The 22338-nt window shown below is 66.4% G+C and carries 15 protein-coding genes; 8 read left to right on the top strand and 7 right to left on the bottom strand.

The window, feature by feature from the left end:
* Positions 1-116: 116 nt before the first annotated feature.
* Complete coding sequence (locus tag ACFWPH_RS05830; RefSeq protein WP_378748400.1) at positions 117-410, bottom strand: DUF1330 domain-containing protein; 294 nt, start codon at positions 408-410, stop codon at positions 117-119.
* A 56-nt stretch (positions 411-466) separates the two neighbouring features.
* Complete coding sequence (locus ACFWPH_RS05825; RefSeq protein WP_378748399.1) at positions 467-1039, bottom strand: carboxymuconolactone decarboxylase family protein; 573 nt, start codon at positions 1037-1039, stop codon at positions 467-469.
* Positions 1040-1179: 140 nt separating this feature from the next.
* Here ACFWPH_RS05825 and ACFWPH_RS05820 point away from each other — a divergent pair, with 140 nt between their 5' ends.
* Positions 1180-1476, top strand: a complete 297-nt coding sequence (locus ACFWPH_RS05820) for a winged helix-turn-helix transcriptional regulator (protein ID WP_378748398.1) — start codon at positions 1180-1182, stop codon at positions 1474-1476.
* 379 nt (positions 1477-1855) lie between these two features.
* Positions 1856-3220, top strand: coding sequence for a magnesium transporter (gene mgtE / locus ACFWPH_RS05815; RefSeq protein WP_378748397.1), 1365 nt, complete (start codon positions 1856-1858; stop codon positions 3218-3220).
* A 141-nt stretch (positions 3221-3361) separates the two neighbouring features.
* Here mgtE and ACFWPH_RS05810 read toward each other — a convergent pair whose 3' ends face one another.
* Both ACFWPH_RS05810 and ACFWPH_RS05805 read right to left on the bottom strand, forming a co-directional pair.
* Positions 3362-4117, bottom strand: coding sequence for a nucleotidyl transferase AbiEii/AbiGii toxin family protein (locus tag ACFWPH_RS05810; RefSeq protein ID WP_378748396.1), 756 nt, complete (start codon positions 4115-4117; stop codon positions 3362-3364).
* On the bottom strand, positions 4117-4761 hold the full coding sequence (locus tag ACFWPH_RS05805; protein WP_378748395.1) for a type IV toxin-antitoxin system AbiEi family antitoxin: 645 nt from the start codon (positions 4759-4761) through the stop codon (positions 4117-4119). Before ACFWPH_RS05805 ends, ACFWPH_RS05810 begins: the two co-directional genes overlap by 1 nt.
* 148 nt (positions 4762-4909) lie before the next feature.
* Here ACFWPH_RS05805 and ACFWPH_RS05800 point away from each other — a divergent pair, with 148 nt between their 5' ends.
* Positions 4910-6028, top strand: coding sequence for a Fic family protein (locus ACFWPH_RS05800; RefSeq protein WP_378748394.1), 1119 nt, complete (start codon positions 4910-4912; stop codon positions 6026-6028).
* Between the two features lie 80 nt (positions 6029-6108).
* On the opposite strand, the gene ACFWPH_RS05795 is transcribed toward ACFWPH_RS05800, so the two are convergent.
* On the bottom strand, positions 6109-6678 hold the full coding sequence (locus tag ACFWPH_RS05795) for a hypothetical protein (RefSeq protein WP_378748393.1): 570 nt from the start codon (positions 6676-6678) through the stop codon (positions 6109-6111).
* 114 nt (positions 6679-6792) lie between these two features.
* On the opposite strand from ACFWPH_RS05795, the gene ACFWPH_RS05790 reads away from it, so the two are divergent.
* Entirely contained in the window at positions 6793-7680 is an 888-nt protein-coding gene (locus tag ACFWPH_RS05790; RefSeq protein ID WP_378748392.1) for a DUF2268 domain-containing protein, read from the top strand.
* 118 nt (positions 7681-7798) lie between these two features.
* On the opposite strand, the gene ACFWPH_RS05785 is transcribed toward ACFWPH_RS05790, so the two are convergent.
* Positions 7799-8680, bottom strand: a complete 882-nt coding sequence (locus ACFWPH_RS05785) for a phosphotransferase enzyme family protein (RefSeq protein ID WP_378748391.1) — start codon at positions 8678-8680, stop codon at positions 7799-7801.
* 162 nt (positions 8681-8842) lie between these two features.
* Between ACFWPH_RS05785 and ACFWPH_RS05780 the strand changes: the two genes are divergently transcribed.
* Together ACFWPH_RS05780 and ACFWPH_RS05775 are read left to right on the top strand one after the other, a co-directional pair.
* A complete protein-coding gene (locus tag ACFWPH_RS05780; RefSeq protein WP_378748390.1) occupies positions 8843-9715 on the top strand; it encodes an aldo/keto reductase family oxidoreductase in 873 nt (290 codons plus the stop codon).
* Positions 9716-10162: 447 nt separating this feature from the next.
* Entirely contained in the window at positions 10163-12784 is a 2622-nt protein-coding gene (locus ACFWPH_RS05775) for a LuxR C-terminal-related transcriptional regulator (protein ID WP_378748389.1), read from the top strand.
* 255 nt (positions 12785-13039) lie between these two features.
* Here ACFWPH_RS05775 and ACFWPH_RS05770 read toward each other — a convergent pair whose 3' ends face one another.
* Positions 13040-13858, bottom strand: coding sequence for a class I SAM-dependent methyltransferase (locus tag ACFWPH_RS05770; RefSeq protein WP_378748388.1), 819 nt, complete (start codon positions 13856-13858; stop codon positions 13040-13042).
* A 173-nt stretch (positions 13859-14031) separates the two neighbouring features.
* Here ACFWPH_RS05770 and ACFWPH_RS05765 point away from each other — a divergent pair, with 173 nt between their 5' ends.
* Both ACFWPH_RS05765 and ACFWPH_RS05760 read left to right on the top strand, forming a co-directional pair.
* Positions 14032-21087: an amino acid adenylation domain-containing protein gene (locus tag ACFWPH_RS05765; RefSeq protein WP_378748387.1), complete on the top strand. Its 7056-nt coding sequence runs from the start codon at positions 14032-14034 to the stop codon at positions 21085-21087.
* On the top strand, positions 21084-21779 hold the full coding sequence (locus tag ACFWPH_RS05760; RefSeq protein ID WP_378748386.1) for a DUF6875 domain-containing protein: 696 nt from the start codon (positions 21084-21086) through the stop codon (positions 21777-21779). Before ACFWPH_RS05765 ends, ACFWPH_RS05760 begins: the two co-directional genes overlap by 4 nt.
* Positions 21780-22338: the final 559 nt, after the last annotated feature.

Raw genomic sequence — 22338 nt, 5'->3', positions numbered from 1 at the left:
GGCCGGTGCATTGTCAGCAACCATTCGCCGGTGGTGCCTACTCGGCGGCGCGGTATGTGCCGGGCTCTTTCGCGCCATCGCCGACAGCGAAGTTACGACCGGACCTCGGTCAGCCGTCAGTCGATGCCTTCGACGATGCGAAAGTCGCGCTCGACGCCGTCGGAGAGGGCGGCCAGTGCCTCCTGGTAGGCCGGACTCTCGTGCGCCGCGACGGCCTGTTCGAAGCTGTCGAACTCGATCAGGATGGTGCGCTGGGCGATTCCGGCGTCATACGCCACGACCCGGCCGTCACGGGCGAGGATCCGGCCGCCCCCGGCCTTGACGGCGGGGCCGGCCAGTTTGTTGTAAGCAGCCAGTTTCTCGGGGTCTGAAATGGTGCGGTAGGCGCTGACCCAGTAGCCCTTGGGCATGGAACCTCCAGTGTTGGGGATGGGTGCATCTGAGTTACAGGTTGATCGTCGGTGGGTCATCGGACCTCAGGGAGGAAGTCGGCGAAGCGAGGCGCGCCGGGCTCGTACGGCACACGCGTAGCGCGCGCGGCGAAGCTGACGGCGTGGTACCACCCGCACAGCAGAAGAAGATCGAGCAGCTGGAGCTCGTCGAAGACCGATACGAGCCGTGCCCACAGCGCGTCATCGATATCGGAACGCTCGTGCAGCGCGTCGACGGCGAGGATGAGCAGCTGTTCCCGCTCGGACGTCCAGCAACTGTCGGCGGGGCCGCCGTGTACCAGGGATATCGCCTGCTCGCGGGTGAACCCGACCCGTTCGGCGAACATCATCATGTGTACGCCCCACTCGTACTCGCAGCCGCACAGCACGCATGTCCGGTCGATGGCGATCTCGCGCTCCCGCATGGTCAGAGTCAGCTGCCGGCCCAGCTCGTAGCGCCCCCATTCGTGCATGGCGGAGGCCATCGGGAGGTTCCGGGCGAACATCCGGAACAGCCCGATGGGCGGCGCGTCCCCGGGCATCATGCGTGCGAGCAGCGCACCGGCTCGGTCGGCGTACGGCGGTTCCAGCAGGGCTATTCGCGACATCGGAGCTCCCAGGTGAGATTGTTTCGGAATTCGAAACACGGTTTGGATGCTAGTGTTTCTGAAAACGAAACGCAAGGAGGCTTATGCCGACGCCACGCCCAGGAATACCGGTTCGTGGATCGACTACCGGCCGTCCGATCATGGCCGCGCTGGACCTCTTCGGCCGTCGGTGGGCACTTCGAATTCTCTGGGAAATGCGTGCGGGTCCGGTCGGTGCGCGTGCGCTGCTGACACGGTGTGCAGGTTTGTCATCCAGCGTCCTCTATCAGCGGCTTCGCGAACTCACGTCGAGCGGGATCGTTGCTCCCTCAGCCGATGGCTACGAGCTCACTCAGCTTGGGGCAGCACTCATTCAGGCCCTCCGCCCGCTCGACGAATGGGCGATCACCTGGGCACAGGCGCAAGAGCGGGACGAGCAGAATCCTGTGGAGGTATGAGATCGCGGACGCCGACAGTACGCCCGGAGAAGGTTCGGGGCCTTGTCGGCGGTCACCCCGCAGACACGCCCGGGAGTGTGAAACGCCGTGTGACGAACGTTGCGATGCCGGTTTCCCGGCCCGGGGATGTATCCTGCACAAGGATGCGTTCGCATTCATAGACTATTGATCCGGATGAGCGGCGTGCTCCGGCGCGCGGCGGTGACCGAGAAGGAGGTGGTGTTGCAATGCGCAGCGAACCTCCCAGTCGAAGGCCGCGCGGCGCCGTCCTCCCGCGTTTCCGCTAGCGATCTCTGCCGGCGGAGCGGCCCGGTTCGGCGCCTCGCGGTGTGACTTCTTTCGAATCACTCGCAAATCAACGCTGTGCCGAGGACTTCTCATGTCGCAGATCGAACTCATCGAAGCGCCGACGACGCTGTCGGAATCCCTCCAGAACGTGGTCGAAAGCCATCGCGTCGACGCCGCGCTGCACTGGCTGGACAATCATCCGCCGCATGTCATCGCCGACGAGCTCGCGCGTATGGACGCGGTCGAGGCCGGTGTGGCATTCCGCCTGCTCGACAAGGATCTGGCGCTGGCGGTGTTCGAGGAACTCGAACCCGTCGACCAGCAGCAGATCCTGCAGGGGCTGCGCGATCAGACCTTCCGTGAACTCGTCGAGGGGATGGCCCCCGACGACCGCGCCCGCATGCTCCGCGAAGCCCCCGCCAAGGTGGCGAAGAAGGTGCTGGCCGGGCTGAGCCCCCGCGACCGGCGGATGACCGCCGCGCTGCTGGGCTATCCGGAGGGGTCGGTCGGGCGGTACATGTCGCCCGAGGTCGTGGCGATTCCGGGCACCCTTTCCGTCGCCGATGCGCTGCGGATCGTGCGGGTCAAAGGCGAGAACGCCGAAACCGTCTACACCCTGCCGGTGGTCGATGCCGGCCGCCGCCTGCAGGGCATCGTCGAACTGCGGGAACTGGTGCTCACCGGCCCCGACACGATGGTCGCGGATCTGGTGGTCACCGAGCCCGCGTTCGTCCGTGCCACCGATTCGGCGGAGAAGGCCGCGCGCCTGATGCGCGAAACCAACGACATCAACCTGCCGGTTGTCGACAGTGAGGACCGGCTGGTGGGGTTGCTCACCATCGACGACGCCGTGGAGGTCATCGAAGCGGCCGACAGTGAGGACGTCGCCAAACAGGCCGGTTCGGCGCCGTGGGAGGGCCACTACATGGCGGCGGGCGTTTTCCAGCTCGCCCGTTATCGCGCGTTGTGGCTGATGCTGCTGCTGGTCGCCGCGACCCTCACCGTCAGCGTGACCGGTTTCTTCGAGACCACCCTCGAACAGGCGGCCCAGCTGGCGCTGTTCATTCCGCTGCTGATCGGTGCCGGCGGTAACGCGGGCGCCCAGGCCGCCACCGCTTGTGTGCGGGCGGTCGCGGTGGGGGAGGTCCGCGGCGGCGACCTGTTCAAAGTGATCTGGCGTGAATGCCGGGTCGGTCTGGTGCTGGGCGGGATGCTGTCGGTCGTCGGCCTGGTGATCGGGGGCCTGTTCGTGGGCCCGAAGGTTGCGGTGGTCGTCGGGATCACCCTGATCCTGATCTGCGCCTGGGCCGCCACCATCGGCGGCACCATGCCGCTGCTGGCCAAGCGGTTGCGTATCGACCCGGCGGTGGTCTCGGCGCCGATGGTCACCACCCTGGTGGACGCCACCGGACTGATCATCTACTTCACCACGGCGAAGTTGGTCCTGGGAATCTGAGACGACGCCTGGCTATGCATTACGTAGGGTCTGACCCTGCGTAATGCATAGTGGCCGACGATCCGGGCACCGGGTGCGAGCAGCGCGTAATTGCCGCAGTGCCTGTGGTGATTGCAGCCTCGAGCACCTGAGACCCGTCGCTTATCCGCGCTGTGAGGCGGTCGCCCAGGCCTTTCGGACGACTTTCAGTGCCGTGTCGGCGGTGATGGTGAGGCGGGTTTGTCCGGCAAGTTGCGAATTCCAGTCGTCCGCATGTGGTGGCCGATCGAAAAGATGTGGCCCCGGAAGCCGGTTGGTGGGTCCGAGCCGTCGATAGAGTTCTCCGGCAGCGCTATCGATGCCGCCGATAGTGCTCAATGCCCAGAGATCCCAGAGGTCGCGCGATGCTCGCCTGTCGTGCCATGTTGCGGTTTTCGCGGCCGCGAATGCCGGCAATGTGGGCACTAGCAGCCGCGCCGGTGGAGAGTCGCTGTACCGCTGTTCGAGCTCTCGGGTTTCCGCCGGCCACACAGTTCTGCCGCGTGATGAAAGCAGTTGAATCTTGACCGACAATCCTGCCGCTGAGCGAAGAAGGGAGGCCGAGGTGTTTGTGACCTCGGCCAGTGCGGGGGCCCATTCGAGTCTGCCGTGACTGCGTGCGACGGCACGCGGCAGTGCCGTATCGAGTTCCTGCGCGAGCGCGGTGCGATTACCGATCGCGACCAGGTCGATATCCTCGCTGAGCCGACCATCACTGAGGTGGGTGCGGGAGAGCGCCGTGCCGCCTATGAAGTGAAGGCGATCGGCAAAGTGGCTACTGATCGCTCCGAGGAGGTGCGAGATGAGGTGGTCCCGGTCGACCTGCTCGGTGGACACGCCGAACCGGGTGGCGACAGCGTCGCGTTCGTCGAGGTCCACTACTGTGCGTCCATCCAGGCTTCGGCGCGGCGCAGGGCCGCGATACGTCGTTGTTCTGCGGCGAGTTCCGTGAGCCGTCGAGGATCGCAGCGACGGTAGAGGACGGCTATCGCGCTGCGTACTTCCCGCTCGGCGTTGCCGAGCTGTGGGCGGTGCGCCAGATCGAGCACTGTCTGTTCGGGAGTTGTGGTCAGTGCCGGACCGAGCGATGTCTCGATTCGTTCGGCGTCGAGCGAATCGGTGTTGCGGCGAACGAATCTGACAATTGCCGGACGGTCGATCAGGGGGATGGGGCGGTGCTGCTCGGGAACCGCAACAATTGCGGTCGCCAACGCGCGGGGTATCGCACCCAAAACCCGGGCCGCGCTGATCCCCATCAGTACGGCCTGATCTGCACCGTAGACCGAGGCCGCGATACCGGCCGCGGTGGCTTCGAGGCCGGGAATCCATGAACGACCGACCTGATCCGGCGGTACGACTGTGTAGAAACCGCGGGCCACCCGGTGTAGTACGCCGTTGTCCACCAGTCGTGCGAGCTCCGGCCGGGGGTGTGCGTAGGTCGCCGCCGCATCCTGTGGGCGGAGGGTGCGCAGGGGGCGGCGCCACAGTGCGCTCGGAACCGATGTGGTGTGCGTCCTGGCCATATCCACCTGCCTTCTTTCCCTCAGTATGCACTATGTAGGCTAAAACCCTACGTTTTGCATACAGTGTCGCTGCGACTCGAGGTGTTGGATTCGTTGCAACCCCGTATTCACCGCAAAATATGCGGTGAATACGGGGTACTATCACCGCATGGCCCCCGAATACCGCAGGTACATCTGGCAGCATGCCGATTGGCCTGCGCTCGGGTACGACGCTGGGCGACTGGTAGGGCCGCTTGCCGAGGTCGCTCACCAGCAGGGGCGCCTGCTGGGACGCCTCGCCGAGACCGCCGAAGGCGTCAAAGACGAGGCGAGCCTGTCCGTGCTCACCCAGGATGTCGTGAAAACCAGTGAGATCGAGGGCGAACTGCTGGACGTGGCCTCCGTCCGGTCCTCGCTCGCCAGGCACCTCGGCGTGGATATCGGGGCGCTCGCTCCCGCCGACCGGCATGTGAACGGTGTCGTCGAAATGATCCTCGACGCCACCGCGCACCACGATCATCCGGTCACTGCGGATCGGCTGTTCGGCTGGCACGCCGCGCTCTTCCCGACCGGATACTCCGGCAGAACCCGGCTCACCATCGGCGGCTGGCGCACCGACGCCGCCGGTCCTATGCAGGTGGTATCCGGTGGTTACGGTCGGGAGCGCGTGCATTTCGAAGCTCCTCCCGCCGCCCGGCTGGACGCCGAAATGCGGAAATTCCTGGAATGGGTGAACACCGACGCGGCCGAATCTGCGCTGGTCAAAGCAGGCTTGGCGCATCTGTGGTTCGTCACTGTGCACCCGTTCGATGACGGAAACGGACGTATAGCCCGCGCCCTCGGCGATCTGTGGCTGGCCCGCGCCGACCACAGTTCCCGGCGCTTCTACAGTCTTTCAGCGCAGATCCAGAGCGACCGCGCGGCGTATTACCGAATCCTGGAGCGCACCCAGAAAGGCACTCTCGATGTCACGGACTGGCTCATCTGGTTCCTCGAGACGCTGCACCGGGCCATCCGGCATTCCGACGAGACGGTCGACAAGGTTCTCCAGAAACCCCGTTTCTGGCGTCTGCGGCAACCGGCCCGGATGAACGATCGCCAGATCGCGATGTTGAACCGGCTGCTGGAGGGTTTCGATGGAAAACTCACCACCCGGAAATGGGCGATCATCACCAAATGCTCACCGGACACCGCGCTGCGAGATATCAACGAGCTGGTAGACCTCGGCGTTCTGGAACGCTCGAACTCGGGCGGCCGCAGCACGTCCTATGACCTGGCCGCGTTCTGAAGTGGACGAGCTTACCGCCGTCGACATATTCGAGGCGTGGGCCGTCCTCCGCACGATCCGCTGAGCAGGCGATCGGGTGGTCAGCGTTCCCACAGCTTCCACATCGACAGCTCGTCGTCGTAACCGCAAACCCGGTCGACCGCATGGGCCATATCGCGGCCGGCGGTCAGTTCGTAGAACAGTAGGAGTACTGCCAGGAATGCGGAATGACCGTCCGGCGAGTCGGTGGGAGCGAAATACCTGCGCGCCCCGGCGTCCAGAAATGCCTGCGCCAGCGTCTCTTCGCCGGTGTCGCAGCCGGTGCAGATGACTGTGCTGCCCGGTATTCGCAGGTACTTACGAACATGTTCGGGGCGGAGTTCGTCGAGGAACGGTTGTGCGTCGGCCACGGGTCCGTCGAGTTCCTGGAGCAGGATTCGGCCGTCCGAGCCGTGACAGCTCAGGACCACGTACGGGGCGACAGGTCGTGCGCTACCCAGAGCAGCTGTCAGATGTCGGCTCTGACCGATCGGGAAATAGTTGACTCGGATACCGAACTGCTCCAGCGAGACCCGCACGAGCTCAGCGGACCGGTCGTCGATATCGAGTAGATCGACCTCGGTCCATCCGAGCTTGCCGTCGATCACTTCCTGAATACGCGATACGGTCACCGCTCCAACGTATCCGAGGTCGCGCATGCCGGCCCCTGTTGGGCAGGGGCGGTGCAGGCGGCCGCTGCGGCGCGGTTTGCGCCTCACGTTACGTCAGGGTTTACCGTCGGCTCGGTGACCATCACTGTTCTCGACTCCTACTCGGCGATGAAGCAGATCCTGCGGGCACCTGTGGCCGAACGCGAAGACCTGCTGCGCACGATGCTCGAACCGACGACCGGGATGTACCGGTACTTTCCGGGCGAGGTCGATCTGATGGCGTTCCACCATCAGTCGGCCGGGTTCCCGCTCGACCGCGACGAGCAGCGTTGCCTCGATGCTCTCGAAACGCTCGCGGCGGCCGATGCCTGGAAGCGTATGCAGCGGGCGGTCGACGATGCGGCGGCGGTACTGCTCGCCGCGACACCCGGATTCCAGGCCCCGGACATCACCGTGCTCCTGGTGCTCGGCGACCCGGGCGACACCAATTTCATGGTTCCGAGTCTCGGCGTCACCGGTTTCGGCGGTATCTCCGGTTACATCACGATCACCCTGTGGCCCTACCTGGAGAACCTGGAGCGCCTGGAATGTACTGCGGTGCACGAACTCCACCACAATCTGCGCTACAGCCCCGGCGGTGTGGTGTGGGATCCGATGACGGTCACTGTCGGCGAGCATGTGGTGGGCGAGGGTTTGGCCGACGCTTTCGCTCGCGAACTCTACGGTGACGACCTCGGCTACGCCCGCCTCGGCGTGCCCACCCTGCACGACGACGAGGCGTTCGCGAAAGTTGTTTCCGGGCTGGACGTCACCGGTATGCAGAACTTCTCGGCCTGGGTGCACGGCGACACCATTGCCGAGCACCTGGGCGTGACCCCGGTCGGCGTGCCGACGGGCGCGGGGTACTCCGCCGGCAACCGGTTGGTCGACGCCTACCTCGCGGAAACCGGTAAGACCGCAGCTCAGGCCCTGCACGCCGGCAGCGCGGAAATCATCGCTACCGCGCTCGCGGCGAACGGGTAGGTGCGGTCGCCGTGGTCCGGCGGTCGTGACCGGTTCCCCGGCGGAGCACTCGTGGTCCGATCCGGGACGACAGCAGCCCCTGGTCTCCAGGTATCGGGTGTTCGAAGGTGGTTTCCGATCAGGGTTTGAAGCGGTGGAACGCCGCCAATCGTTGGCGATGGTATTCGTGATCGTCATCGTCGTGTTCGATTCCACGCGCTACAGCGATGTCGAAGTAGGCGGCCTCTCTGCGTAGCCGATGCCGCATGAGCTGGCTGACCGCGAGGTCGTCGAGTTCACCTGCCGTGCCGCCCGCGGCGTGATATGCGGCGACGAAGGCGCGAACGCCGGTAAGGTCACCGCGGATCTCATCGGTGAATTCCAAGGCAGCCGAGGCGAGTTCGAGTTCTGGAGGGCCGATCAGGGCTTCGTCCCAGTCGAGGACGGTGGTGATATGCCCGTTGTGGCACAGGAGATTACCCGCGTAGTAGTCGCCGTGCAGGGGCTGGTGGCGGGCGCTGCGGGTGAATTCGGCGAGCCAGCGGTCGAGATCGGGGTCGGGCAGGTGCGCCGACGGTGTGCCGTCGAGCCCGATTTCGAGAAACGATCGCGCCGGCCGGGGTGGTGGCCGGTAGGCGGCGAGGGCGCGATGTAGCCGGGCAAGGAGGCCTGCGGCCTCGGCGAACTGGGTGGCGTCCGCGCTGTCGGCCCACTGTCCGTGGGCCAGCGGCCATACCGTGATCGGATGGCCGGCCACCACGGTGACCGTGGAACCATCGGCGCGGGGTAGCGGTGTGACGGCCTCGGGGACCGAACGTGCCGCGGCCGCGGCGACGCCGTTGCACCATTCGATCTCGGCGGGATCGCGGGCGGGCGAGCCGATACGGACGACGACCTCGCCGAGACGGTAGGCCGCGGATTCCTCGCCACCGTGCAGTCGTTCGCCGGTTCCGCGGTGGCCCCACTCGGCGGCGACGGCGTCCAGAATGTCCTCGGTCAGCGGGATATCGATGTACACCACGAAGCCACCAGTACCGATACCGATGGCCGGGGTGCAACCGATTTGTCACACCGCGGTGTGCGTTACGAACCTCGAGGTGCCTTCTTCTTTCCGGGAGCCCCCTGCCCGACACTGTGCAGGGGGCGGAAAACGCCCCGGACACCACGTGGAAGGTTGATACGAGTGACTGTCACACCGACAACACTGCCCGGCGGCACCTGGACATCGGGGGGCCTAACCGTCACGAAGTTCGGGTACGGGGCGATGCAACTGGCGGGCCCCGGCGCGATGGGTCCACCGGCAGACCGCGATGGTGCGCTGGCGGTCCTGCGCGAAGCGGTCGATCTCGGGATCACCCATATCGACACCAGCGCCGCATACGGGCCCTTCGTCACCAACCAGCTGATTCGCGAAGCCCTGCACCCATACCCGGACGGCCTGCATATTGTGACGAAAGTCGGCGCGAACCGGGACGCGCAGGGCGGATGGCCGCCGGCACGGAAACCGGACCAGCTGCGCCGCCAGGTCGAGGAAAACCTGGAAACCCTCGGACTCGACGTCCTGGACCTGGTGAATCTCCGCCTCGGCGACGCCGCGGGGCCTGTGGCGGGTTCGATCGCCGAAGCGTTCGAGACGCTGGCCGATCTCCAGCAGCAGGGGGTGATTCGTCACCTGGGCGTGAGCAACGCGACGGCCGAGCAGGTGGCCGAGGCGCAGCAGATCGCTCCGATCGTCTGTGTGCAGAACATGTACAACCTCGCGTACCGCCACGACGACCAGCTGATCGATCGCCTCGCAGGCGAGAACATCGCGTACGTGCCGTTCTTCCCGCTCGGCGGGTTCAGCCCCCTGCAATCCTCGGCGCTTTCCGCGGTCGCAACCCGCCTGAATACGACGCCGATGGCGGTCGCTCTGGCCTGGCTACTGCATCGCTCGCCGAACATCCTTCTCATCCCTGGTACTTCATCGGTCGCTCACCTCCGCGAGAACCTCGTCGGCACGGCCGTCACGCTCTCCACCGCCGACCTCGCTGCCCTGGACGGGATCGCGGAATAGGTTTCCGGGTTCGCGTCGCCAGGCCTTGTCGACGACGACAGCTTCCGAGTCGAACTGTTCGACGCGCATCGAAGCCAGGTCGCCCGCAGCCCGGCCGACTCCGGCGTCACGTTGATGATCATGCTGACGTAGTCGGCTACTCATCTCGGTGTGCAGGCATACCCGTCTTGCGACGATCGCGGCCATGGCGTCTAATCGATGAGGGTCTGGGACGAGCCGGATACGGCTCGGCGGAACAGTCCCGGCAATGACGCCTGGCTGTTCGAACGGCAAATGACCGCTGGTTGCGGTCCTGGCTATGTCATCGACAGAGTTGTCCGGATCGAGCCTGCTTCGGCTCGTGTCGAGTGTGCGGTCTCGGAATACCGCGGGTCTGTTTCGCTGCCGTCGGCGCGTATGACCCCATCAGCCGAGCCAGAGGTTCATTCCGTAACAAGGATCGAGATCGTGGTGTGGAAGTGGCCGTTGGTGGGAAGGGATGCCGAATTGGCATTCGTATCGGCGGCCATGCGGGGCCGGGACCGTTCACGGCCCGGAGTGGTGGTTGCCGGGCCGCCCGGAGTCGGTAAGACTCGGTTGGCGAGCGAGGCTTTGGCCGGCGCCGTCCGCAGCGGTGCCCGCGAACGCTGGGTGGTCGGTACCAAGTCGGGCCGGTCGGTACCGCTCGGTGCACTGTCCAGGTTTTTGGACGAAGGCGGCCCGGCGAGTGAATCCGGGGGGTCGGCGTTTCCCGCCGCACGCGCACTTGCCTCGCGAGTCGATGGTCGCCGCATCGTGGTCGGCGTCGATGACGCGCATTTGCTCGATGAGCAATCCGCGGTGGCGGTGCACCAGCTGGTGTTGACGGGGATGACCCCTGTGATCATGACAGTAGGGACCACCGACAGCGCACCGGATGCGATCACGTCGCTGTGGAAGGACGGGTACCTCGAGCGGATAGATCTGCTACCACTTTCGCTGCGGGAGGTCACGACTCTGCTGGAGACCGCGCTGGGCGGTGAAATGGAGCGTTCGAGCGCAGAACGCCTGTGGCGACTCGCCGGCGGTACCGTGTTGTTTCTGCGCCTGCTCGTTGCCGCCGAATGTGAGGCGGGCCGGTTGCGGCTCGAGTCCGGTGTGTGGAGATGGTCCGGTGACATAGGGTTACCCACCACACTGACCTGCTTGATCGAAGCGCAAATGGGTGCCCTCGACCCGCTTGTTCGCGAGGTTGTCGACATTCTTGCCATCGAGGAACCGCTCACTTTGAGTGCATTGGAAGAACTCACGGGACGTCGAGCGATCGAAGAGGCCGAGGAACGTGGGCTCGTGACGGTGCAACTCAGGGATGGACAAGGCTTGTCTGTGGGCCTCGCTCATCCTCTGTACGGCGAGGTCCGGCGCGATCGGGCGGGGACACTGCACACGCTGGCCCTGCGAGGAAGAGTCGCGCAGGCACTCGGCCGGTCGCCGTGCTCCTCCGCCGCCCGGTTGCGGGCAGCCGTCCTGACCATGCAGTCCGACCGCCCACCCGAACCGGAGCTCTTCATGGACGGCGCGCGCATAGCCCTGGGTCGAGGGGATGCGGAGCTGTGTGCGCAGCTCGCCGGTGCGGCAGCGACCGCGGGGAGAGGTGTGCCGGCGCGATGGTTGCGCGCGCACGCGTTGACGATGAACGGGGACGGCGCACAGGCAGAGCACGAGCTGGCGGCTTTGGCGGACGTGGGAGACGACGCTCAGCGTGTGCGGGTCGCGATCGACCGCGTGGCGAACATGTTCTGGAGCCTGGGCCGGGTCGGTGACGCGAAGCTGGTCCTGGCGCAGGCACGGTCGGCTATCACCGATCGTGACGCACAGCAGAGCTTGATCGCGCTCGGCGCCGTCCTCGATTTGTGCTGTGCCCTTCCACGGCCGGCCGCCCGGGCGGCGCGAGGAGTTCTCGACAGCGGCTGCGCGGACCCCGCCGCCGTCGCGCAGGCGTGTTATGCACTTGTCGGCGCACTCGGGGTCCTCGGTAGAACAGACCAGATCGGTCCCTTCGCGGACCGCGGTGCCATCGCAGCGCGCAGTCACGATACGAGTGTTTCGCCGATCACGGTGCATATGGAGCATGTCAATGCCTTGGTCAATGCCGGATATCTGCATCGCGCCCAGGCATTGGTCGCCGACGTCCGTGAGATGGTCGCCGATGCTCCGGCCCCGATCCGGACCGCGGCAGTGTTCGTGGACGGGCGCGCCGCACTGCGTTGTGGTCGCGTCGCCGAGGCGCTGCGCGCGTTGCGCGAGGCGATCTCCGGCCTGGGCGGGCACGGTACGTTCGGAATGCGGTATGCCTGTCGCGTTTCGCTCGTACAGGCCCTTGCACTCACCGGTGACGGCGACGAGGCGGCGGATGCGCTGACGGAAGCGGAGGCCGCCCGGCACCCGGGATACTCGTTCCTCGACCCCGAATTGATTCGGGTACGGGCATGGGTGGTGGCGACGCGGCAGCCGCCCATCGACACCGCGATCGCCGTCGCGCATGAGGCAGCGGACTTGGCCGCGAAGAATGCGCAGTTCACGCTGGAAGTCCTCGCGTTGCACACAGCGGTCCGATTCGGCGATATCTCCTGTGCCGAGCGGCTCTCGCGACTGGCGTCCTCGGTGGACGGCCCGCGAGCCCCCGCCGTGGCTCGTCAGGCCGCTGCGCTCGCCGACCGCGACGGGTCCGCGCTGGATGAGGTCTCCGCGGAATTCGAACGATACGGCGACCTGCTGGCCGCAGCAGATTGCGCTGCGCAGGCAGCAAGCGCACACGCGTACCGCGGGATGCGGGTTCTCGCGCTCGCATCGGCGGCACGCGCTCGCCGTATAGCCACCGAGTGCGGGGCGCACACGCCCGCTGTCCAAGCGATTATCGCGATCGACGCCAGGCTCACCGACCGGCAGCGTGAGATCGCGACCCTGATCGGACATGGCCTGACGAATCAGCAGATCGCGGACCGGCTGATCGTGTCGGTCCGCACCGTGGAAGGCCACATCTATCGGGCCGGGCAGCAACTCGGTGTCAATACGCGTGAGGCACTTGCCGCCATCGTCAGTGGACGTTGACCGACGGCCGCGGGAGATCGACTCGTGAGCGCGGATCGGCGTCGCGTACTCCACTGCCGTCGCTGAGGTAGTCCACTACGTGCGCCATCGGTGGCCGGCCGGGTCGATAATCGACTTCGACACCCGTGGCGGGTGCGGGTCGAGGGATCGGTTCATCCGCCACCTGCATGGAGTGCGGGGTCGTCAGAGTCCCCTGTTCAGCGGCTGGAGGGATCGCCCATGCCCGAAAGGTTCATTCCGCGTTACCGATGTGACTCACTGCTGCGCCCCGGCACGAGCGAACTGCGCGTGCGTCGTCGTGGGCCGCAGGAGCGCACCGAGCGGAATGTGGTAGGCGAGGGCGAGGGGGATTCGACCGCACAGGCCGCGGCCGGGCGGCAGCCGCAACTCGGTCACCGAGCTGATCGCGTCGTTGTGGCGGGGCAGTCGCGCGGCCTGGCGGGCCGTCAGATGGAACGGCATGGCTGGTCGGGGAGAGTCCGTGTCCTGGTGGGAGGGCCTGCGCAACCAGCCCGGAATCGTATCGAAGATCATTTCCCCGCCCGGAAAGGCGTGCGCACATACATCGATCAAGCCGAGCGCCTCCGCGGGCTGCAAATACCCCAGCAGTCCCTGTGCGGTGATCAGGGTCCCGTCTTCGGCATCGACGCGCCCGATCCAGCGGGTATCCAGCGCCGAGCACCCGATGACCTCGGCCCGAGCGTCTTGCGGCATGACCTGCTCACGGATCGCGATGACTCCGGGCAGATCCACCGACAGCCAGCGCAGCGAATCGGAGTTGCTACGCCAGAATCCGGTTTCGAGCCCGTCGCCCAGCGCCACGACGACACCTCGCGGATGCCGGCTTGCGAAATCGGCGACCCCGCGATCGAAGCACAGTGGCCGAAGCGCGTGCGATTGCCGTATCCGGCCGAACTCACCGAAGTCGTAGTCGATTCGCCGATACGCCTGAATCGCGACCGGATCGACGATCAGTGGTCGCGGCCGCATCGCCGCATGTGCGCGGTCTCGCAACGTCCACAGGGTAGTCGCCGAAACCTGGTCGAGTGTCACCGTCACCTTGCGTTCGGACATGAGTTCCTCGCTGGTGCAGTCAGGCCGTCGGATATGTCGCGGATTCCGGTGACACAACGCCCGGAACAGTGGGGTACGCGCCAGTACTTCGTTCGGCGTGTTTCGGAGTATTCCACATTCGATGAACGCGCAACTTCGGGGCGGTGCACGCTCCTGACCGAAGGGATAAGCGTATGAACTGCGAGGATTCGGCCGCGACCGCGGCGACCGCGTCCGCTCTGCCCCCGGGAGCATTCGAGCTGTCACCAGCACAGGCAGGTCTGTGGCATGCCCAGCAACTCCTGCCGTCGGTGCCGCTGTGCGTCGCTCAGGTTCTCGATATCGAAGCCGAGCTCGATGTGGCGCTCCTGCAACGGTGTGCCCTGGCCGCCGGGCATGAGCTGGGGTCGCCGTTCCTCACTTTCCTGTGCCGTGACGGCCGGGTTGTCCAGCGGGTGGACCACAGCGTGCAGCGCATGATTCAGGTCGACGATTACAGCGAATATCCCGACCCCACGACAGCCGCCCGGGCATGGATCGAGGCGGACCTCCGCGCGCCCATCGATCTCCTCGTCGATGAGCCGGGGTGCTCGCACTTGCTCCGAGTCGGCCGGAATCATTACTGGTGGTATTCGCGTGCACATCATGTGGGCATCGACGGCATCGGCGCGATGATCTTGTTGCGCCGCACTGCTGAACTGTATTCCGCCGCGTGCGCCGGAAGCGAAGCTGCGGCATCGGGCGCCCTCGCGCTGCCGGATATCGCCGACGGCGAGCGCGCATACCGCTGCTCCGCACGCGCCGAGCGTGACCGGGCCTACTGGCGGGAATGCCTCGCCGGCCTTCATACGGTGCCCTCGCTCAGCGACCGGGTCGCCCCGCCGTGCGCTGTCCCGCTCGCTGCACGCGCTGTACTGCCCCCCGAATCGGATGACGCATTGTCGGCTGCCGCCGGTCGCTTCGATGCGCAGACTCCGGTGCTCATCGTGGCGACGGTGCTCGCGTATCTCGCCCGGATGACGGGGACGCGCGACGTCGTCGTCTCGCTCCCGGTCGCTGCCCGAACCACCGCGGCATTACGTCGCTCGGCGGGCATGGTGGCAAATACCGTCCCCCTGCGTGCGCATATCGGTTCGGACACGACGGTCGGGAACCTGGTCCAGCAGGTGCGCCTGGCGGTGACCGGGGCGTTACGTCACCAGCACTACCGGCTCGAGGACATCCGGCGCGACCTGGGTCCGGGAGTCGCCGGCCGTGGTGCTCTCGGGCCGGTGATCGACCTGTTGCTCGTCGATGAATCGCTGCGGTTCGGTGCCGCGACCGCCGGCGTGGAGGTGCTGTCGGTAGGCCCCGTCGAAGACGTGGCATTGACCGTCTACCGATACGGCGCGCACGCTCCCCTGGGCATCGACCTCTCGGGGAATCCGGACCTCTACACCGACGCTGTCCTGACCGAACACCATGCCCGGCTACTGACCCTGTTGAATGCGGTGGCAGCGGCAGCGCCCGATACGTTGGTGTGCACCTTGCCGCTGCTCACGCCCACGGACGAGGCGAACGTGCACGATCGCGCGGTCGAGTACGACGAAATATCCTCCGCTGAGTTACTTCCCGACATCCTCGCCGAAGGTGTGGCACACGCACGCGCGGGCGCCGTCGAGGCAGGAGATGTCCGGTGCGCGTACGACGAACTCGATCGCCGATCCTCGCAATGGGCCCGTGAGCTCATCGCGGCGGGTGCGGGACCCGACACTGTGGTGGCGGTGCTCGTCGATCGGTCGCTCGTTTCGGTGCCGGCGTTCTGGGCCGTCGCCAAGACCGGTGCAACGTGGATGCCGATCGACCCCGCGACCCCGGATGAAAGGGTCGCCGGGATGCTCGCCGACGCTCGTCCGGTAGCCGGGCTCACCGTCGGCGAATACGCCGGTGGGCGATCCGGCGGGTTCCGGTGGATTGTCCTCGACGACGCGACAACGTGCGCCCGCGTCGGCGCGCGTCCGGCCTCGCCCGTTCTCGATTCGGAGCGGACCCGCCCGTTGCGTGGTACACACCCCGCCTACCTGATCTACACATCCGGGACCACGGGCTCGCCCAAAGGCGTGTCGGTCACCCATCGCGGACTTGCGAATCTGACCCGATACGCCGTGGAACAGTATCGGGTGCGGCCGGATTCCCGCGTATTGCTGGCGCACGCTCCCGGCTTCGACGCGGCATTGCTCGAACTTCTCGCCGCGTTCGGTGCCGGTGCCACCATGGTCGTCTGTCCGCCCGACGTCATCGGCGGCACCGCACTCACCCGGTTGCTTTCGAGTCGGCGGATAACCCACTACCTGTCCACCCCGGCGGTACTCGCGACATTGGATCCGGCGGCGCTGCCCGAACTGGAGACGGTCGTCACCGGCGCCGAAGCGTGCCCACGCACCATCGCGGCGGCGTGGAGCGAACGACACCGGCTGATCAACAGCTACGGCCCGACCGAGACGACCGTGATCGCCACCCAAACCGCACCCCTCAGCAGCGATGGGCCGATCACCATCGGCACCCCGGCCGCGGGTGCGGCGGTGGTCGTGCTCGACCGGCAATTGCAGCGGCAGCCGCGCGAGGCACGCGGTGAACTGTATGTATCGGGTCCAGGTATCGCCCGTGGCTATCACCACGCCCCGGCCTCGACCGCCACCCGCTTCGTCGCGAATCCCTACGGCCCCGCCGGTAGCCGGATGTATCGGACGGGTGACCTGGCGCGGCAGCGCCTCGACGGGGCTTTCGACTACCACGGCCGTGGCGACAGCCAGATCAGCCTGCGGGGTATCCGGGTCGAACCACATGAGATCGAATCCGCGTTGGCGGACGACCCGCAGGTCGCCCGCGCGGCGGTCGCGATCCGTCCCGGTTCCTCCGGTGACGTGCTGGTCGCCTATCTCGTCCCCGCCGGCACCGAACTCGCCGCCGATTCGGTGCTCTCGCGCGCACGGCGCATACTGCCGCAACCGCTCGTACCGTCCACCGCGATCGTGTTGCCGGAACTGCCGCGGACCGCCAACGGCAAACTGGATCGCGCCGCGCTGCCCGCTCCCGCGCTGACCCCGGCGCGCTACCGCGCGCCGCAGACCCCCACAGAGCAGGCGGTCGCGTCCACGGTCGCGGAGCTACTCGGCATCACGCGGGCAGGGCGCGACGACGACTTCTTCGCCCTCGGCGGCCACTCACTGGCCGCTACTCAACTCGCGTCACGGCTGTCCGAATCCACCGGCGCGGTGATCGGGGTACGTGACATTTTCGAGCATCCGACCGTCGTTGCATTGGCACGTCGTATCGATGACGGATCCGCGAGCGCCACGCGTGTGATCGATGAACTCACCCGGCAAGATCCACGGCGGGGACGCATCCCGCTCGCGCCGGCACAGCGACGATTGTGGATCGCCAACCAATTGGACCCGGACAGCCCCGCGTACAACATGCCGTTCGCGGTCCGGCTCGACGGACCGCTCGATACCGGCGCGCTGACCGATGCGCTCCGCGATGTGCTCGAACGGCACGAACCGCTACGAACGGTGTTCCCGGCCGATGCGCAGGGGCCGGCCCAACGCGTACTGCCGGTAGCCGAGATACAGCTCGAACTCGCCCCGCAACCGATCGAACCGGAGAAACTCGGCGCACGGCTCCACGCGCTGGCGTCTGCGGGTTTCGACGCTTCCGTCGAGCCGTGTTTCCGGGCTGCGCTGCTGCAGCCGGCGCCCGCCGAGCACGTGCTGGTACTCGTCCTGCATCATCTGGTGGCCGATGGCTGGTCGATGGGGCCGCTGGCCGGCGATCTCGCCGCCGCCTACTCCGCTCGCTGTGCCGGCCACCCGCCGGGATGGTCCCCGCTACCGGTCTCCTATGCCGACTACGCGCTATGGCATACGCAGGCCCTCGGCGATACGTCGAACCCCGGCTCATACGGCGCAGAGCAGATCCGCGGCTGGCAGCAGCGGCTGGCGGGCCTGGCACCGGAGCGCGTACCGCCCTCCCGTCCCGGCGCGATCCGACGCACGGATCGCGGCGACCACATCACATTCACTGTGGACCCGGTGTCGTGTCAGCGACTGTCGCGCATCGCGCACACCGTCGGTGCGACAGATTTCATGGCCTACCAGGTGTTGACCGCAGTGTGGCTGCAGCGCCTGTCCGGTGGCGGCGACACCGTCGTCGCCACACCGACCAGCGGCCGTGGTGATCGCCGGCTCGACGGGCTGGTGGGAATGTTCGTCAACACGATCCTGCTGCGCGCGCAGGCGCACCCCTTCGACAGTTTTCGCCGCATACTGTCGCGAGTCCGGGACTTCGACATCGCCGCATTCGCGCAATCCGACGTTCCGTACGAACAAGTTGTCGCGGCGATCGGCGAGTCCGATATACAGCAGGTGCAGACGATGCTGATCGTGGAAACGGCCGTCGGCGAGCAACCGCCGCTTCCCGGGCTGCGGCTCACCGAGGTTCCCCTCGAACTGTCGGTCGCGCGGTTCGACCTCGACATCACCCTGACGCAGCGGCGTGACGGTGCCGGGACTCTGATCGGCGTCGACGCGCGACTCGGCTACGCCGCAGACCTTTTCAGCCGACGCACCGCTGAGGCCTACGCACGTATGTTCTCGACGCTGGCCACGACGCTGGCCGAAGGCCCGGACGTCGAGCTCAGCCGCCTCGAACCGACCGCTCCGCCGGTCGCACCACCCGATCCACCGCCGCCCGCCCGGACACTGCCCGAACTGCTCACCGCCGGCGCCCATCGAAACCCTGACGGGCTCGCGATCCGGGACGGCGACCACACCTTGTGTTACAGCGCCCTGGAATCGCAAGCAGCCCGGTTGGCGCGCGAGCTGATCGAAATCGGCGTGGGACCCGAGCAGATCGCCGCCATCGCGATCCCACGCAGCCTCGAATCGGTGCTCGCCTGGTGGGCCGTCACGATGACGGGGGCCGCGACGCTGATGATCGACCCCGGCCAGCCGCGCGGGCGGATCACGACGGTCATGAACGACGCGCGGCCGGTATCCGGGGTCACGTTCGCACGCCATGCCGCGGTGCTGCCATCACCAGCCCGCGGCTGGGTAGTCCTCGACGATCCCGAGACCAGGACGCGTATCGCCAGCCGGTCCTCGGGCGTGGTGACCGACGACGAACGCACGGCGGGATTGCACATCGATCATCCCGCCTACGTGACGTTCACCTCGGGCACCACCGGACGGCCGAAGGGGGTCACAGTCACCCACCGCGGGCTCGCGGCCCTGACCGCACATCTGGCCGACCGCTATCGCGTCGGAGCCGAAGCACGGATCGCGCACGCGCACGCCCCCGTCTTCGACGCCTCGTTGCTCGAATTGCTCGCCGCATCGAGTTGCGGCGCGACCCTGGTCGTCGTTCCGCCCGGCATCGTCGGCGGCGCCGAACTGACCCGGCTACTCGCGCGCGAACGCGTAACCCACTACCTGTCCTCTCCCGTCGTACTGTCCAGTCTCGACACCGAACAGCTGACAGATCTTCGAACAGTGGTCACCGGCGGCGAGCCGGTCGATACCCGGGTGATCACCCGGTGGGCACACTCGCAACGCCGCCTGATCAACAGCTATGGACCGACAGAAGCGACCGTGGTGTCCACACAAAGTGAGCCGCTCACACCGGGCGAACCGGCGTCCATCGGAGCACCCATACCCGGCGTCAGCGCACTGCCACTGGACAGGTGGCTCACCCTACGCCCGCCCGATGTACCCGGAGAGCTGTATCTGGCCGGCCCCGGACTCGCACGCGGCTACCACCGCGCCGCCGCCACCACCGCCGCCCACTTCGTCGCCAATCCCTACGGCCCGCCGGGCAGCCGCATGTATCGAACGGGTGATCTCGTATGCCGGCGGGACAAGGGGAGACTGGACTACCACGGGCGGGTCGACAATCAGATCAACCTGCGCGGGCACCGAATCGAGCCGGGAGAGATCGAATCCCTCCTCGCTACCCACCCACAGGTGTCGCACGCGGCGGTCGCGGTGTACCACCAGGGGCTGCCCGACGCGCGACTGGTCGCATATCTGGTCCCCGAAAACGGTGCGGTCGATTCGGATGACGTGCTCGCCAGGGTCCGCGAGTTGTTACCGAGCCACCTTGTTCCCGCCAGTGCATCCGTGGTTGCCGCGCTGCCGACGAACCAGGCCGGCAAACTGGACCGCGCTGCCTTGCCCGCACCCGCACCCGCGCCCGCGTCGGCGCGCCGACCCGCTGCCGGTGATTCCGAGAAACTTGTCGTGCAGACTGCCGCAGAGCTACTCGGCGTCGAAGACATCGCCGCAAACGACAACCTCTTCGCACTGGGCTTGCATTCGCTCACTGCCACCGAACTGGCGGGGATCCTGCACGCGCGAACCACGACTCCGATCACTGTGCGGGATATCTACACCCATTCCACACCCGAATCGATTGCTGCACATCTCGATCGAGGTGTGGCCGCGGACCTGCCCGATCCGGATGCCGCACTCCGCACTGTCCTGCCGATCAGTACGGCCGGGACACTGCCGGCGTTGTGGTGTATCCACTCCGCGGTCGGTCTCGCGTGGTCGTTTGCCGGCTTGACCGCTCACCTCGACCCCGACACACCGATCTACGGACTACAACTGCCCCAACTCACCGATCCCGCCGCCGAATTCGACTCCGTCGAACAGCTCGCCGACCACTATCTGACCGAGATCCGGGCTCACCAGCCGAGCGGGCCGTACTGCCTGTTGGGCTGGTCGGTCGGCGGCGTGATCGCCCATGCGCTCGCCGTGCGGTTACGGGCCGACGGCCAATCCGTCGCGCTACTCGCGATGTTGGACAGTGCGGTGCCGGCCGACGAGGCTTTCGTGAACGACACACCGGACGCCGCTCGAATACAGCACCTGCTGAACCAAGTCGCGATACACACCGAATCGCTGGACGAGCAACATTGGGAAAACCTGCGCCGCGGCGGTGTGCGCACTATCGAGATCTGCCGGCGCTACAGTCCGGCACGCTTCCCCGGCGATCTCTTGTACTTCGGTGCCGCAAGACGGTCGGAGGCGGATCTCGGTGTGAACTCGTGGCGGCCATTCATCGACGGAACGATCACCACACTGCGCGTCGCCGCCGACCACGACGAAATGACAAGCGCCGCGGCCTGGAACGCTATCGGCCCGCAGCTACGACGGTACCTGCCGCGCCACGCACACCCTGTAGATGGCTCCGACCCCGGAGGGACACCATGACTACGCCGATTACCACACTGACCGGACAGCATTCCGGCTTCGAGTGGATCAACCTCTTCGACCCGGACCAGCTGGACCCCCGTGCGGCTCGGTTGACGCAGTGGTCTCGCGAATATCTCACTCAACCGCACGAGGAACTCGGCAGACCGGGCGCCGTATGCCCGTTCATCAGCCAAGCGATCACGAAGTGCCTGCTATGGGCGACCTTCATCGACGGCGATATAGGCACATCGATACTCGACACTGTGGTCGACGATATGTACGACCAATTCGTCCACCTCACAACAATCTCGGATTGGAAGCGCCCGCACGCGCTGATCACCGTGCTCGGGGAGCTCTCCGATCACACCGTCATCGATGAGGTCCACGCCGCCCGCAAGACGCAGTTCGTCGAGCAGGGATTCATGCTTGGGCAGTTCTACCCCGGTTGCGCGCAGCCCGGACTGTGGAATCACGATTTCCATCCGCTCGACACACCCTGGCCGATGGTCGTGGCGCGCAACATGATGACAACAGACCTGCCATTCCTGATCGCCCGGCCCGACTGGCTGCGGGCCTATTTCAAAACTTTCGCCCCCGCGCTGCCCACTGCCCTCCGGCGTCGTCTGGCCGACGATTTATGTGACCACGGGGACGCGGTAGCGGACATCACCGCCAATCACGCGCTCGTCGGCTCCGAGTACGCCCACTGACGGAGGTGATTGCGCAAATGTGGGGCGGATCAAGAATTGGCCGGAGCGGCGTCACGGGCTGCGAGACGGAGCATTTCCAGGTTCAGTTCGGGGATCGAGAATCTGCGAGATATGGCGTGGGTGACGAGGTCTGGTTCGGGTAGGGTTCCGTGTTTTCTGAGGTAGTGCGGTACGGAGCCGGGCCAGAAGTTGCACAGCGGATATCTTCATTCCCTCGGATATAGATGTACCCCTCAATTTCCGAAACGACGGAGTGTGGAAGAACCCCTCGCCCTCCATCCGTCGCGTTTCCGTGTTGTGGGTCCGTCGTTCGCCGGAATCGGTGACAACTTCTTGGATGGTTCCGTCGAGGCCGGTGATGAACAGTCCTCGGTCGCGTCCGGACCGGTCGGTGACACGGTAGGCGGTGTCGGGTTCGAGGGGCACCGGGTTGCCGCTGCGGTCCCGCCCGAAGGGCCTGCTCCGCCTCGGCGACAGCGGATCGTCCGGCGTAATGGTGCGGGAGGGACGGCCACCGGTGAGATCTTCGTAGGGCACCCGGGGGTGCGCATCCTGGGGG

This window comes from Nocardia sp. NPDC058499 (assembly GCF_042719915.1).
GTDB lineage: Bacteria > Actinomycetota > Actinomycetes > Mycobacteriales > Mycobacteriaceae > Nocardia.
The sequence above is the reverse complement of the archived record's forward strand: the minus strand, read 5'-3'. Positions and strand labels throughout refer to the sequence as shown.

What these genes read in the sequence shown, in the direction of transcription:
- ACFWPH_RS05805 (WP_378748395.1), bottom strand. Translation starts at nt 4,761, where the DNA reads ATGGCCAGGACGCACACCACATCGGTTCCGAGCGCACTGTGGCGCCGC.
- ACFWPH_RS05765 (WP_378748387.1), top strand. Translation starts at nt 14,032, where the DNA reads ATGAACTGCGAGGATTCGGCCGCGACCGCGGCGACCGCGTCCGCTCTG.
- ACFWPH_RS05760 (WP_378748386.1), top strand. Translation starts at nt 21,084, where the DNA reads ATGACTACGCCGATTACCACACTGACCGGACAGCATTCCGGCTTCGAG.
- mgtE (WP_378748397.1), top strand. Translation starts at nt 1,856, where the DNA reads ATGTCGCAGATCGAACTCATCGAAGCGCCGACGACGCTGTCGGAATCC.
- ACFWPH_RS05820 (WP_378748398.1), top strand. Translation starts at nt 1,180, where the DNA reads ATGGCCGCGCTGGACCTCTTCGGCCGTCGGTGGGCACTTCGAATTCTC.
- ACFWPH_RS05770 (WP_378748388.1), bottom strand. Translation starts at nt 13,858, where the DNA reads ATGTCCGAACGCAAGGTGACGGTGACACTCGACCAGGTTTCGGCGACT.
- ACFWPH_RS05830 (WP_378748400.1), bottom strand. Translation starts at nt 410, where the DNA reads ATGCCCAAGGGCTACTGGGTCAGCGCCTACCGCACCATTTCAGACCCC.
- ACFWPH_RS05825 (WP_378748399.1), bottom strand. Translation starts at nt 1,039, where the DNA reads ATGTCGCGAATAGCCCTGCTGGAACCGCCGTACGCCGACCGAGCCGGT.
- ACFWPH_RS05800 (WP_378748394.1), top strand. Translation starts at nt 4,910, where the DNA reads ATGGCCCCCGAATACCGCAGGTACATCTGGCAGCATGCCGATTGGCCT.